General features: G+C 40.8%; 13 protein-coding genes and 1 tRNA gene. 6 read left to right on the top strand and 8 right to left on the bottom strand.

The window, feature by feature from the left end:
- Window positions 1–138: 138 nt before the first annotated feature.
- The gene (locus ACFQ38_RS16470; RefSeq protein WP_336824342.1) at window positions 139–1,794 is read right to left on the bottom strand and encodes a sensor domain-containing protein; all 1,656 of its coding nucleotides are present in this window, start codon (window positions 1,792–1,794) and stop codon (window positions 139–141) included.
- Window positions 1,795–1,925: 131 nt separating this feature from the next.
- Here ACFQ38_RS16470 and ACFQ38_RS16465 point away from each other — a divergent pair, with 131 nt between their 5' ends.
- The 3 genes from ACFQ38_RS16465 (at window position 1,926) to ACFQ38_RS16455 (ending at window position 6,784) form a co-directional block, all read left to right on the top strand.
- A complete protein-coding gene (locus ACFQ38_RS16465; RefSeq protein ID WP_381482315.1) occupies window positions 1,926–2,831 on the top strand; it encodes a DMT family transporter in 906 nt (301 codons plus the stop codon).
- 400 nt (window positions 2,832–3,231) lie between these two features.
- Window positions 3,232–4,974 carry an ABC transporter ATP-binding protein gene (locus ACFQ38_RS16460; RefSeq protein WP_381482313.1) on the top strand — a complete coding sequence of 581 codons (1,743 nt, stop codon included), beginning with the start codon at window positions 3,232–3,234 and terminating at the stop codon, window positions 4,972–4,974.
- The gene (locus ACFQ38_RS16455; RefSeq protein WP_381482311.1) at window positions 4,955–6,784 is read left to right on the top strand and encodes an ABC transporter ATP-binding protein; all 1,830 of its coding nucleotides are present in this window, start codon (window positions 4,955–4,957) and stop codon (window positions 6,782–6,784) included. The genes ACFQ38_RS16460 and ACFQ38_RS16455 overlap by 20 nt, the downstream gene beginning before the upstream one ends.
- 57 nt (window positions 6,785–6,841) lie before the next feature.
- Here ACFQ38_RS16455 and ACFQ38_RS16450 read toward each other — a convergent pair whose 3' ends face one another.
- Window positions 6,842–7,324, bottom strand: coding sequence for a YusW family protein (locus ACFQ38_RS16450; protein ID WP_336824346.1), 483 nt, complete (start codon window positions 7,322–7,324; stop codon window positions 6,842–6,844).
- Between the two features lie 155 nt (window positions 7,325–7,479).
- Window positions 7,480–8,499, bottom strand: a complete 1,020-nt coding sequence (locus tag ACFQ38_RS16445) for a DUF2804 domain-containing protein (protein ID WP_336822995.1) — start codon at window positions 8,497–8,499, stop codon at window positions 7,480–7,482.
- A 173-nt stretch (window positions 8,500–8,672) separates the two neighbouring features.
- On the opposite strand from ACFQ38_RS16445, the gene ACFQ38_RS16440 reads away from it, so the two are divergent.
- Window positions 8,673–8,745 (top strand) — tRNA-Ala (locus ACFQ38_RS16440).
- Between the two features lie 132 nt (window positions 8,746–8,877).
- Here ACFQ38_RS16440 and ACFQ38_RS16435 read toward each other — a convergent pair.
- From ACFQ38_RS16435 to ACFQ38_RS16415, 5 genes are all read right to left on the bottom strand, one after another.
- Window positions 8,878–10,095: a tyrosine-type recombinase/integrase gene (locus ACFQ38_RS16435; RefSeq protein ID WP_381482308.1), complete on the bottom strand. Its 1,218-nt coding sequence runs from the start codon at window positions 10,093–10,095 to the stop codon at window positions 8,878–8,880.
- A gap of 80 nt (window positions 10,096–10,175) precedes the next feature.
- The gene (locus tag ACFQ38_RS16430; protein WP_381482306.1) at window positions 10,176–10,685 is read right to left on the bottom strand and encodes an ImmA/IrrE family metallo-endopeptidase; all 510 of its coding nucleotides are present in this window, start codon (window positions 10,683–10,685) and stop codon (window positions 10,176–10,178) included.
- 71 nt (window positions 10,686–10,756) lie between these two features.
- The gene (locus ACFQ38_RS16425) at window positions 10,757–10,957 is read right to left on the bottom strand and encodes a YqaE/Pmp3 family membrane protein (RefSeq protein ID WP_381482304.1); all 201 of its coding nucleotides are present in this window, start codon (window positions 10,955–10,957) and stop codon (window positions 10,757–10,759) included.
- Window positions 10,958–10,961: 4 nt separating this feature from the next.
- Window positions 10,962–11,633 carry a hypothetical protein gene (locus ACFQ38_RS16420; RefSeq protein ID WP_381482302.1) on the bottom strand — a complete coding sequence of 224 codons (672 nt, stop codon included), beginning with the start codon at window positions 11,631–11,633 and terminating at the stop codon, window positions 10,962–10,964.
- A 12-nt stretch (window positions 11,634–11,645) separates the two neighbouring features.
- Complete coding sequence (locus ACFQ38_RS16415) at window positions 11,646–12,002, bottom strand: helix-turn-helix domain-containing protein (RefSeq protein WP_381482300.1); 357 nt, start codon at window positions 12,000–12,002, stop codon at window positions 11,646–11,648.
- Window positions 12,003–12,158: 156 nt separating this feature from the next.
- On the opposite strand from ACFQ38_RS16415, the gene ACFQ38_RS16410 reads away from it, so the two are divergent.
- The gene (locus ACFQ38_RS16410) at window positions 12,159–12,410 is read left to right on the top strand and encodes a helix-turn-helix domain-containing protein (RefSeq protein ID WP_381482298.1); all 252 of its coding nucleotides are present in this window, start codon (window positions 12,159–12,161) and stop codon (window positions 12,408–12,410) included.
- A 147-nt stretch (window positions 12,411–12,557) separates the two neighbouring features.
- The gene (locus tag ACFQ38_RS16405; protein WP_381482296.1) at window positions 12,558–13,250 is read left to right on the top strand and encodes an ORF6C domain-containing protein; all 693 of its coding nucleotides are present in this window, start codon (window positions 12,558–12,560) and stop codon (window positions 13,248–13,250) included.
- Window positions 13,251–13,258 lie beyond the last annotated feature (8 nt).

Genomic DNA, 13,258 nt, shown 5'->3' with positions numbered 1-13,258 from the left:
CTGGAACGGAAAGCGACGGTTGTCAGGGGTTCCCCATTTATTCTCCAACCAGAAAGGGACTATCACAGAAAATCAGTTTTCACTGACTTTCTGGACAGCCCCATTTTTTATATCATGTGGAATTCATTTAGCTTTAGCCTATAAGTTTTGAAAGATCTCCTCCGCAGTGACAGGAGCCCCGATATAATAGCCTTGCACCGCATCTACGCCCATTTCCTTCAACAGTTCAAACTGTTCTTCGGATTCGACGCCTTCAGCAACAACGTAAAAGCCCATTGTTTTGCTGAAAAGAATCATTCCTTCGACCAGCTTCTTGTTTTTAGGCATTGTTAATAAAGACTGGATAAAGACTTTGTCGATTTTCACTTTAGAAATCGGCAAGCTTTGCATATAACGGAACGATGCGTAGCCGGTTCCGAAATCATCTAATGTGAATTGGATGCCGTCTTCTTGCAGCTTTTTCATCTGCAAAACAATTGAATGTTCTTGCTCTGCCTGCAAAGCAAACTTTTCAGTGATTTCCAGTTGGATTTTATTGGAAGGGCACTTTGTTTTCTCTAATATATTCGTTAATTTTTCATGCATTTGAGAATTATTGAATTCTCTAACGGATGTATTGACGGAAATAATGGCATCATGCTTCTTGTTCGATAGAGTGACCGCCATTTTTGCCGCTTCTTCAATGACGAATGCGCCAATTGCATGAATATGTCCGTTTTCTTCGGCAATCGGTATTAATTCATCTGGCATAATATAGCCTAATTCTTCATCTTGCCATCTAACTAGTGCCTCATAAACAGTCGTCTCACCTGTAGCGATATCCATTTGCGGCTGGTAGACGACTTGTAAATTACGATGGTCCAAAGCAGTGAGCATTTTTTTATCTATTTTCGAACGGCGATTCAATATGACATGGGATTCCGTCGAAAGGCATGCGATTTTGCCGCCGCCTTGGTCTGTAATGTTTTTCGTTGCGGTTAAAGCCGCTTTAATTAGATGTGTAAATGTTTGCTGGTCCTCTGGATAACGGACTATGCCACCGCTCACTGTTAGCGGAAGTGCTTTATTGTCAATATAGATCGGCTGCTCTTTCAAGAAAGATAGAAAGCCTTGTACAAACCAGTCGCCGAAAGACGTCAATACGACGAATTGGCTTACGCCGACCCGCGCAATCGGCTCATCTTGGAAAAATCTTTTTAACCGATTCGTGAACTCTTGTATTAAAATCGACTCAGAATCATATGATTGCAAATCTTTGAGTGTATAATAATGATCGATTGTAATATAAACAAAAGAAAAATGTCGATCGTCCCGAATAAATTCGTTTACCATCGTCTCTAATTTATGGCGGCTCATAAGTCCCGTCTCAAAGTCGAGGAACGCAATTTGCTGAAGCTGTTCCTTCAACTTCACATCATCGGTTATATCCAATTCGATGAAGGTGGCAGATTCTAATTTTTTATTGGAATTCATTATTGGAATAGCAAGCATTTTAACGAAATATGGATCGCCATGGCGTGTCATTTTTTCGATGGATCCAAACCATGTTTTGCCGTTTAGAACTCGATTCCAAATCGTGTGCGCTTCCAATTGGTTATCCTCATTATCGGGAAACATCTGCCAAAAAGACTTTCCCATTATACGTTTTGGTGTCCATTTGCTTGTTGCTAAGAAGTTGTTATTTGAATAGGTTATCAAGCCTTCACCATCCGTACGGGTTACCATATAAAATTGTTCGAGACCTTTCATGATATGCGGCAATTCTGTCGGGGTTTTTTCATTTGCCGAATTCATCTATCTGTCCCCTTTCGGATGTTATGGTATTTATTATATAGGAAGTTTGCCAATTAAACATCCTATCTATGGAAAATTACTATATACCTATGTAATTTGTAAACAAATCGTGAAATTGGCAGGTGTTTTTAATGAAAAGAGTAAAAGGCATTATGATGATTATTTTTGGCGCTATGCTCTGGGGAGCAACTGGCCCGATGATTGAATGGCTATTGGCAGCAAGCCATATGTCCATCTCCTTTATGTTAATTATTCGTCTCATTTTAGCAGGGGCAGGAATTCTATTTGCCTTAAAAATCAAAGGAATTGCTATCTTGCAGCCATTGCGCCATAAAGTATGGTTAAGACAACTGATGATCTTTGGTATTTTTGGCATGTTAGGTGTGCAACTCACTTTTGTAGGTTCAATTGAGTCAAGCAATGCTGTCATTGCAACGTTATTTCAGTTTTTAGCACCAATATATATTATCCTTTTCGTTTCATTGCGTCAAAAATCGAAGCCGCCGATTGCGCAAATCATCGGGATGGCTGTTACGCTAACAGGTCTTTTTCTTTTATTGACCAATGGGACGTTTTCGGGGATCGCACTTTCCAGTGAGGCACTTTTGTGGGGCGTTGCAGTCGGATTTGCTTTTGCTTTTTATACACTTTACCCTGTGCGACTTATGGATGAATGGGGCGTATTGATCGTCGTTGGGTGGGGAATGTTAGTTGGAGGTATAGTGCTATTCATTTTCAATGTGATGAATTTCCCAAAAGAGCTCAATGTATTAACGGATAGTAAAATTTCAGCCGTTCTTTTACTTATTATTGTAGTTGGAACAGCCGCCTTTTTATTGTTCCTTGGCAGTATGAAATATATTTCTCCAGTTGAAACGAGCATACTATCGAGCTTCGAGCCGTTAACAGCAATGGTGATTTCTGTTTTATGGTTCGGTCAAGTATTAGCTGCATACCAGATGATAGGTGCTCTCATTATGCTCGTTGGAGTTACAGGTTTATCAGTGGCAGGAAGTAAAGTGAAGGAGGATGCATAACAGCTTCCTTCTCGGCTTCTTGACAAACGTTCACATACTGCGAATTGAACAATGAAGAGTTCGATTTGCAGCTTTTCTGCGTTACTTGCGGAAATTAAAGTGCTGCGGAAGTCGCTCACTTAGACTGCCTTCCATATGGCAAGCGTTTTCAAGCCAAGCTATGCAAACACTTATCCCATAACCAAAAACCTTCAAAAGATTATTGACAAAGTGAAATAATACTTTGTCTACAGTCTGAGGAGGATGCATAATGGTGTTCTTCTTTTTGCAATTCTATTTTTATTATCGGAACAGTTGTAAGTGAATAAAAATTCTTTCATTCGCTATACAGATTGTCTAAACTGTGGCATAATGATGACAAATATAATTCGTAAACCGAAAGATTTTTGGGGGTTGTAACATGAAGACCGTATTTTCTTACGCCAAGCCCTACAAATGGCTAATTGTAATCGCGCTACTATTAATGCTGATGGAGTTATCTGTTGAACTAATTCAGCCGTTGCTGATTGCTAAAATAATTGATGATGGGATTTTAGCTGAAAATGTAAAGGTCATTTGGACATGGGGAAGTGTCATGATGGCTTTATCATTTATCGCTTTCTTCGCAGGCGGAGTCAACTCCTTTTTTGCGGCTCATGCTTCACAAAGCTTTGCATTTGACTTGAGGCAGGCGTTGTTTCGCCAAGTTCAGTCTTTTACGATGGCAACATTTCTCAGGTTTCCAACTTCAGGTTTAATTACAAGATTGACGAGTGATATTACGATGGTGCAAAACGTCTTGTTCATGGGGCTACGCATTATGCTGCGAGCTCCATTGTTAGTCGTAGGAAGCCTCGTCATGGCATTTGTCGTCAATGTGAAATTGGCGCTTTATTTATTGATTGGCGCACCGGTTCTGCTCATTTTTTTAATCGTCATGGCACGTAAAGGAGTCGGTTTGTTTGCCCAAGTGCAGAAACGTCTGGACCGGGTCAATCGGGTCATTCAAGAGAATTTACAAGCTGTTAGGCTTATTAAAGCCTATTTACGCGGCGCTTACGAAGCAACCCGTTTTTCGAAAGTAGCGGATTTATTGCGTAAAAATACAGTGACTGCAATGCGGATGATGGAGCTTATTTTGCCAGTGCTGCTGTTCATTATGAATGCGAGCTTAATGGCCGTGCTTTGGTTTGGGGCGGGGGAAATCCAGAGCGGAGATGCCCAAGTCGGTGAACTTGTCGCGATTGTTAACTATGCACTGCGAATGACAGGAGCGTTCTCAATGTTCGCCTTCATTATCGTTTCGCTATCCCGTGCAAAAGCTTCAGCTGAGCGGATGGAAGAAGTGTTGTTGGCGAATGACGATTTAGAAGACCATCAAGGGGAAATCTCTGGAATGATCGACTTGGAAGGAGATTTGCGTTTTGAAGACGTGTCCTTCTATTATCCGGGTAAAGCAGAACCTATTTTGGATCGAGTTTCCTTCCATGTGTCACCGGGAGAAAAATTGGCGATTATGGGATCGACAGGAGCGGGTAAGTCGACTTTGCTTAATTTAATACCGCGTATTTTCGACCCGACTGACGGGGAGATCTATGTTAGCGGCAAAGAAGTTCGCGACTGGCCACTAAAGGAGCTTCGGGATGCCATTGGTCTTGTCCCGCAGCAATCGATTTTATTTACAGGTTCAATAATGGAGAATTTATCCTGGGGAGATACAGACGCTCCGGTCGACGAATTGGAAGAGGCAGCAAAAAAGGCGCAAATCCATGAGTCGATTGATTTATTTCCTAAAAAGTATGAAACGCGCGTAGGGCAAAAAGGTGTCAACTTATCGGGCGGGCAAAAGCAACGTCTTTCCATTGCAAGAGCACTTGTCCGGAAGCCGTCCATACTTATTTTAGATGACAGTACGAGCGCACTGGACGTTAAAACAGAAACGGCATTGTGGGATGCTTTGGAAGGGGAGCGTGCAACGATGTTAGTCGTTACCCAGAAAATCCAAACTGCCAAAGGCGCAGATCATATCCTTCTGTTGGATGAAGGGAAAGTAGTCGGTTACGGTACGCATGCCGATTTGATGGAGCAATCCGCGCTCTACCGTAAAATCGCACAATCTCAATCAGAAGAGGAGGCGGTGATCGATGTTGCGAACCATTCGTAAACCATTCGGATACGAACCGATCATAAGGAAAGAGGATATTAAAGGTCCGTCCCGCAAAAAAGTAGAGCGGGCAAGCGATTGGAAATCGGTGCTTTGGAGAATTTGGAAATTAGTCGATGAACAGCGAGCCCTGCTCATTACGGTTCTGTCATTAGTGTTTGTCAGTTCCGTCCTGTCGTTGTTAGGACCTTTCTTAATTGGTAAAATCATTGACCTACACATTATTCCAATGCAGTTCGATGGCTTGGCAGGAAAAATTGGATTGCTAATTGCTATCTATGTTGGTCTTTCATTCGCACTTTATTTCCAAAGTTTTTGGATGGTAGGTATTGCACAAAAAACAGTATTACGGCTGCGGACAGACTTGTTTTCTCATTTGCAAAAGCTGCCGGTGTCATTTTTTGATCGAAGACAGCATGGGGAATTGATGAGCCGGGTGACGAATGATATTGAAAACGTCAGCCAAACATTAAACTCTTCTTTCGTGCAAGTGTTTTCAAGTATCTTGACATTAGTCGGCACGTTGGCGGTCATGTTATATTTAAGCCCGATTTTGACATTGCTGACGATGGTTATCGTGCCCGTCATGTTTATCGCGGTTCGCTGGATTACACGCCGTACAGGATTGCTTTATAAGGAACAGCAACGAGCGGTTGGTGAATTGAACGGAATGATTGAAGAAACGATTTCTGGTCAGCGGATCGTCAAAGCATTTTCGCAGGAAGAGCGAATGATGGAGGAATTTGCCGAAAAAAGCAGCTATCTTCGCAGGACAGGTTTTTGGGCATTGACGTATGCAGGTTTCATTCCAAAAGTGATGAACATGCTAAACAACGCAAGCTTTGCGATTGTGGCGGGCGTTGGGGGACTGTTAGCTTTAAAAGGGAACGGCATCGTTACAATCGGAACGATCGTCATATTTTCAGAATATGCACGTCAATTCACAAGGCCACTGAATGATCTTTCCAACCAGTTCAATACAGTGCTTTCAGCGATTGCTGGTGCGGAGCGGGTTTTTAAAATTATGGATGAACCAATTGAAGAAGATGATGCGACAGAGCACGAGGATACAATTTTAACGGGAGATGTAAAGTTCAAGGATGTCTCTTTCGGATATTCTGTCGATACGGATGGTTATACGATCAAAAATGTTTCATTCCACGTGAAGCCTGGCGAGACAGCCGCCTTCGTCGGTGCAACCGGAGCAGGGAAAACGACGATCATGCAATTGTTGGCGCGTTTCTATGAAGTAGATAAAGGCGATATTTACATCGATGGCATTTCAATTCGCGAGCTCCCTCGGAAGACATTGCGCAACCATATGGCATTTGTTTTGCAAGATCCATTCCTTTTTGAAGCGACCGTTATGGAAAATATTCGTTATGGCCGTTTGGATGCAACGGATGAAGAAGTAATAGAAGCTGCGAAAAAGGCAAATGCGCATAATTTCGTTTCTCGATTGGAAAATGGATATGACACTGTGCTGACAGCCGATGGCGGAGAGATTTCACAAGGTCAGAAACAGCTTCTGTCAATTGCGAGGGCGTTAGTTGCCGATCCAGTATTGCTATTGTTGGATGAAGCGACGAGCAGCATTGATACGGTGACGGAGCTGGAGATTCAGGAAGCGCTCGATAGGCTTATGGAAGGAAGGACGAGTTTTGTCATTGCCCATAGGCTGAACACTGTACGGAAGGCTGATACAGTATATGTAATGGGGCAAGGAGAGCTCATTGAATCAGGCAGCCAGGAAGAATTGATTGAGCGGCAAGGAGTTTATTACAACATGCTTTTGGAATCGAAAGTGTGAGCAATCGTTGAAAGCAGAAGAAGAGACGATCTGGAAAACCCAGAATGTCTCTTCTTGTTATTTCGTCTCTTGGAAATTCAATTCATTGCCATCATCAAAATCAACTTCCAATTCAAATTTGGAGTAGTTATCCAAGCCGAACCATTCCAAAATGGCATCTCGGGCATCTTCACCGGAAGTATCTTTCGTCAATTTAAGCTTCATGAAAAACTCATCTAATTTATCGATCGCTTCCGTGTCTTTTAAATGGATATTCGTCAATTGATCTTGATACGAAGCATCTACATCCTTATCTACGTCGTATTCCACGTCAATCGCATCTTTGCCGTCCACTTCGATTTCCAAGTCGAACTTATCGAATCCATACCCGTCGCCTTGGTTAATGGTGCCGCCAGATTCATCGGAAACATTTGTAACACTATCCGTACTTTGATCATTTTCTTGAGTGTTGTTGTTATTCTTTTGGTCAGATTTTCCGCATGCAGATAGCATTAGGATGGATGCCAATAGGAAAGTTCCTAACAGGCTGAATTTCTTCAACAGATTCACGACCTCTCTATATTCTCTATTTTCATTTTTCCACGAAAGGAAAAATTTAAACCATAGAGATCTGAATTTGAGTCAAAGGAAGTAAGAAAATGTTTGAAAAAGCGTTACAAAGGATATTGTAACGCGTTACATAGCTGCCGTTAACATTACCATTTTGCTATATGCTCTTCAGAGCAGCCTAACATTTGCCTTACAGTTAATGTCGAGCCGTCGTAAAGTTTAATGCGGCCGTTGAAGTATCCGACAAGCTGATGTACTTCTGAGCTGACGACCTGCACATTCGTTTTGGCTACACGCTTAAAAAAGGGGGTAAATGTCAGTTGAACATCGTTTGAAAAACGTGTCCGAATAGTCCAAGGACGTAAAAAGTTGCTTGGGTCATAATGAAAGAGTACGTCTTCGTGGATTTTCGTCATTTTCCCATCAATGAACACGGCATTTTCTGTCATTCCAGTGCCGTCTGTCCACTTGCCTCCAAAATTAAGCCCGATCCTGCGGCCGCCAGCTCGCTGTGAAGCCATTGCCCAATTCCATTCAGCTTTGCGGGGCCAAACCCCGCGGCCGTAATCCAAAACGGAAAAACTATAGTCAGGATTGAAATCGTACCGTCTTCTGCCAATTTTAACAAAGCCGGAAGTCGGTAAGGAATGATGCTTCGCTGTGAATTGGAAAATTTCACGATTTTTCGGAATGACAACATTCAATGACTCGTCTTCCTCGGGATGTATAATATGCAAATCAGCGTGCAACACTTCATTGTCAAAGTCTTGAATGGTGACAGAAAGATGTGTTTCGTTTTGAAGATGGACAAATTGGAGAGAGAGCTGGTCATTCACGAATTTCACATTGCCTAATACATCCTCAGGCATTTTCACCTTTCGGCTTAAAGGAATCGTAATTTGTTTTTCAAAAAAACGTTGCGTTTCATAATCCAATATATAGACAAAACAGACTGCCGCATAATCAAGATGACTGATCGTTGCGGAAAACATGAGATCTTCTCCAAACACACACCAATAATTCCACTTTTTCTTTCGCATGAAGTGGCCACGTAAGTTGCTCGTAATGATCGGCTTTCGAGCAAAGCCAATCGCCTCAGGATTCAATAGACCTTTCCGGTCGCAAAGAAAAACTTCGTTCTTGATTTCACGTTCAGCATGCTGCAAGAAGGTTTCCCCCAATCCATTGTCTTTTCTTACTTTATATTGTATCAGATATGATCGAATGTTAGTGTTCAGCAAGCATTATCGTGAAGTTCATTTGATATAAACTGAAAACAGCTTCATGTATCATTGTCTTTTATATTGCCCCTTGTTATAATTGATTTGTATATATTTTCGGGGCATTAGCTCAGCTGGGAGAGTGTCACGCTGGCAGTGTGAAGGTCAGGGGTTCGAACCCCCTATGCTCCATAGAGGAAAACATTGAAGTGACGGCGTTTCTTGAAGGTTCATTGTGAATCTGAAAAGGAAGCGCCGTCTTTTTTGCCGACATTTTGCCGACCAAAACGAAAAACAAGGTAATTCATAGTGGTGTTTAATGCATTATTTTTCGTCATCTTCCTGTTTCGTAAAAATAGAATCAAATTTATCTGTCGCTGCTTTGTCGGCTTTTCTTAATGCATGTCCATACGTATTCATCGTGATTTTGATGTCGGAATGCCCGAGACGTTCTGATATAGTTTTCGGATGAACGCCCTGGTTGATAAGAATGGTTGCTGAGGTATGGCGTAAGGCATGGGGTTTTATATATCGTAATTCGTGCCTTTCCAAAAATCTCACCCACCAGGTACGGACGGAAGAGGGGCTATACGGTTCGCCGTTTGGGTGGGAAAGAATGAGATTATGCTTGCCATCCCTCCAAAGCGTCTCATATACAGATCGCTCTTCCATCTTTTGTTCGCGTAAAACCTTTAAATCGTCTATGACAATGTTCGATAAATATATATCACGTTTACCTTCACTTTCACTGCCATTACCTTTTTTAATATCATGTATTTGATATCCTTCCTCTTTTGTATATGTCAATGCCTGCTCGACATGTACAATCCCTTCCTCGTAATTAATATGCTTATCCAAATCAAGGCCCATCAACTCAGATCTTCGCATGCCGGTTGTAATCAGTAACTTGATAGCGACTCGCCAATGTAAGAGTTCTGATTCCAAGGCTTCGACAACGGCGGCGGCTTCGTCATCATCGTACACGTCAACTTTAGATTTCTTAACCTTAGGCCGATCAATTCCGTCCATTGGCGATGACTCAATTATTCGACTGCTTACGGCGTAATTAAATATCCCTTTTAAAATGCGATAATGGTAATAAATCGTTGTGTCGGCAAGCTTGCCCTTTTTATCATCCAGTCTCATTCCTTCTTCGCCAAGGTTATGCAAGAAATCAATTATATGTTGCGGCTGTACTTGGTCAACGCGCAAATACTGAAAGGCGGGCAATATGCGGTTTTCTGTGTAATTGACATATTTCGCAATCGTAGTATGTGATAAATTCCGCATCACTGATTTCGGAAACCATTCTTTCTGAACAAACTCAACAAAGTTAATCTTCCTGCCTTCGAAATGGTCATCGCCTTTAACTTCAGTGATAAAACGAGCCAACTCTAATTCAGCCTCACGTTGTCCTTTTGCTGTAATTGTTTTGTATTTTTTGTTTCTCTTCTTTTTTCCGGTTTTAGGGTCAATATAATGGCCAAGATCAACTTCTAATTGCCATTTCCCTTTACCCCGTTGTCGTGCATGTCCTGCCATTTACAATACTCCTTTCATCTATAAAAATAGTAATCAAGACATATCAACACATTTCTATCACCTCCTTTGAGGGTATAAGATTAAAACCCACCATAAACAATCCTGTTAGCAAACGATCTTTGGTAATACCGGTTTAGTCTTTCAGCTGCGAAAATTGGCGTCACATTAAACAAAGCAACAATCATCTTGATGGCATCTGTCTTATCTAATGGGAGGTTAACACTTTGCAACATATATGTAGGTACGCAAAATTCGTACATGAAGCTATTCGACTGACGTTCCTGTAGTTCGATAAATAATGGATGCATTTTACGTTGATCGCCTGCATGGTGTAATACATGGTGCAATTCATGGCCGAAGTCTTGCTGTAATTCAGGAGGTGATAAATTTTTATTTAAAAATATGTATTTTTCATCCCCGTCAATAATCCCACGACTGCTGCCCTCATATAAGTGAAGATACACTCCTAATTTATCTGAGATGTCGAACATGTTTAGTTGTAGCGGGTGAGTGATATTCATTTCATTAAGAAGTTTATATATGTAAGCTTCCATATGATTTTGATGATAATTTTTTTGCTGGTGTGTCATGAGATGTCCCCCTTGAAACTCAAACGTGTGTTCGTTTTAATGATTAAAAGAAAAGCCCTGAAAGGGCAGAATTATTCTTTGTTTGCATTTGCTATTATTTTCGCTTGTTTAACCATTCTTTTATCATCTTTTTTATCCTTTACAACCAATATTGCGTGGATAACTCCTGGGATCCAAAAAAATAAAGTTAAAACAAAATTTAATAAAGCCTGGATTGGTTTACCGGTGAGCAATACGGCTACTGGAGGAAGAATTACGGCTAAGAAATACATAAATTCACCCCTTAATAATAGCTGCTGATAAGCTATCTATTTTATTCTCAACAAATGAAATTTTGTCTTGTTGTAAACTATCATCAATATCATCTTTTCGAAGGAAGAAAAGGACATCTTTGTATCTATCAATAGCTTTTTTGTAGTTTTCTTTAAACTCCTCTTTTTCAGCTTTCAACAAAAGATCTTGGTATTCCGAGTCGTGTATAAATTGAATTACTTCGATTCCAAGAGTCTCATTTACATACCCATAATCATCCTGAAGTTCTTTTAAAAAAAGTAATGCTTTATTAGCATTATTTATTTTGGTATTAAGAGTTTTTGCTAAGCCTGCTTTTCTTAAAAAATCCTCAGTTTTTTTGTGGGCCTCTTCGTCGATAATTTGAATCTTAAGCGATTCCATCTTATCCTTTTGATTCTGTATGTCGAAAGGAAGAACAATACCTTTGGAAACGTACTCTTCTTGCAACACATTCAAATTATCAATTATAGTATCAAGCCGACCCATACGAGTACCGAAGACTTTTGAGTTGTCAACAAGTTCAGCGGACTCCTGAATTATTTCAATATGTCTATTTATTGCTATTTTGACTGGACCTTCGCATTGCATGCATAACCCTAAATTAGAAAGTTTAAGAAAGAACCCTTTCTTATTGCAATAAGTGCACTGTGCCAAAACGTCTCCCCCTCATTTTGACTTTTTCCTCTGTTTTATAATCTCCCATATTTGTCTTAATTCTTCTTGATCTTGTTCTTCGCTGGCTGCAACATCTCTAAAAAAGTGGTTTAGCTTTGGATTGGATGCGAACGCTTGGAACTCTTCTTCATCTGAGCGATTAGGATTTTCAGTTCTTCCCATTAACCATTCAACCGATACATCATAAAGATCAGCCATTTCATTAAGGATTTCTGTATCAGGATCTCTGTAATTTCTTTCATATCCAGATAGAGTTCCGTTGGACACACCTAATTTTTTCGCTGCTTCCATTTGGGTGTACCCCGCGTTTTCACGCGCTTTCTTTAACCTTTTTCCTAATATAGCCATAAGAACACCTCAAAAATAATATACCAAATTTAAGCGTATCGTTTAACAATATATGCGATTCGCTTAAAAATATTAATAAAGTAGTTGACTTGTGCGTAACGCTTAGTTATACTAAATTCAAGTTAAGCGTTTCGCTTATATGAGAGGAGGGATAATATGAAGCCTGTTCATCTTAAGATCGAGGAAATTAGAACTCGAAAAGGGGTTACTAAAACCCATATTGCAAAAGAATGCGGTAAGACTGTTGCTTGGTATCATGGCATATCAATCGGTAGGAGGATTCCTAATGTAGAATCTCTTCAAGCGATAGCAAATGCCTTAGAAGTAGATATAAAGGATTTTTTTGAAAATCAATTAAGCGATACGCTTAGTGAAGATGAAATAGAAAGCGAAAAGAGGGTTATTTAAGGCACTCTTCATCCTCACACCCAGCAAACCGCATTTGATAGCCACCTGCGCCACGACCCGATTAGGCGAGCGACAAACAGAGTTAAAGAGCTGTGACACGAATCCGGTTTGATGGGTGTGAGAGAAAAAAGTAAGGAGGAACGAAAAATGAATCAATTAGTCATCATGCAAGATCAGCAAGCTGTCACAACTACAATTTCTGTCGCAGAGAACTTTGGTAGGGAACATTATGACGTCATTAAGTCCGTTGAGAGGCTAAAAGAAGATGTCGGAACTTTTTCCGAGATGTTCTACGAGTCGGAAGAGGCTGATAGCTATGGAAGGCCAAGGAAAATATACCTAATGAATCGTGACGGCTTCACTTTATTAGCAATGGGATTTACCGGAAAAAAAGCTATGGATTTTAAATTGAAATATATACATGCTTTCAACCAGATGGAAGAGCGATTAAAGCAACCGAACAACACCAAGCTTCTATTGCAAACAGCACTGAAGCACGAAGAACGTTTAGAAACAGTCGAGTCTGATGTGAAATATCTGAAAGACCACATGCGGATCAACGGAGCGCAAGAACAACGCATAAACATGAACGCTCGTGGCAAGGTGATGGAAAGTCTCGGAGGCAAAGATTCGAAGGCGTATAAAGATATCGGCAAAAAAGCATTCTCGCAATTTTGGAGAGATTTTAAATCCTACTTCGAGATTCCGAGATACGGAGAACTACCGAAGAAGCGTTTCGAGGAAGCTCTGCAGTTTATAGAAGAGTGGGCTCCGAATACAGCTTTGCGCATGGAGATCAAAAGATTAAATACTCAGCAACAGTTGAGGTTAGTCGAATAAGAAAAGGA

Origin of the sequence: Sporosarcina contaminans, from assembly GCF_042679045.1 — a bacterium.
Taxonomy (GTDB): domain Bacteria; phylum Bacillota; class Bacilli; order Bacillales_A; family Planococcaceae; genus Sporosarcina; species Sporosarcina contaminans.
Note: the sequence above shows the minus strand (reverse complement) of the source record. Positions and strands in the feature narration are given on the sequence as shown.

Coding starts and splice junctions, on each gene's coding strand:
- ACFQ38_RS16470 (WP_336824342.1), bottom strand. CDS start 1,794: ATGAATTCGGCAAATGAAAAAACCCCGACAGAATTGCCGCATATCATG.
- ACFQ38_RS16465 (WP_381482315.1), top strand. CDS start 1,926: ATGAAAAGAGTAAAAGGCATTATGATGATTATTTTTGGCGCTATGCTC.
- ACFQ38_RS16460 (WP_381482313.1), top strand. CDS start 3,232: ATGAAGACCGTATTTTCTTACGCCAAGCCCTACAAATGGCTAATTGTA.
- ACFQ38_RS16455 (WP_381482311.1), top strand. CDS start 4,955: ATGTTGCGAACCATTCGTAAACCATTCGGATACGAACCGATCATAAGG.
- ACFQ38_RS16435 (WP_381482308.1), bottom strand. CDS start 10,095: ATGGCAGGACATGCACGACAACGGGGTAAAGGGAAATGGCAATTAGAA.
- ACFQ38_RS16430 (WP_381482306.1), bottom strand. CDS start 10,685: ATGACACACCAGCAAAAAAATTATCATCAAAATCATATGGAAGCTTAC.
- ACFQ38_RS16425 (WP_381482304.1), bottom strand. CDS start 10,957: ATGTATTTCTTAGCCGTAATTCTTCCTCCAGTAGCCGTATTGCTCACC.
- ACFQ38_RS16415 (WP_381482300.1), bottom strand. CDS start 12,002: ATGGCTATATTAGGAAAAAGGTTAAAGAAAGCGCGTGAAAACGCGGGG.
- ACFQ38_RS16410 (WP_381482298.1), top strand. CDS start 12,159: ATGAAGCCTGTTCATCTTAAGATCGAGGAAATTAGAACTCGAAAAGGG.
- ACFQ38_RS16405 (WP_381482296.1), top strand. CDS start 12,558: ATGAATCAATTAGTCATCATGCAAGATCAGCAAGCTGTCACAACTACA.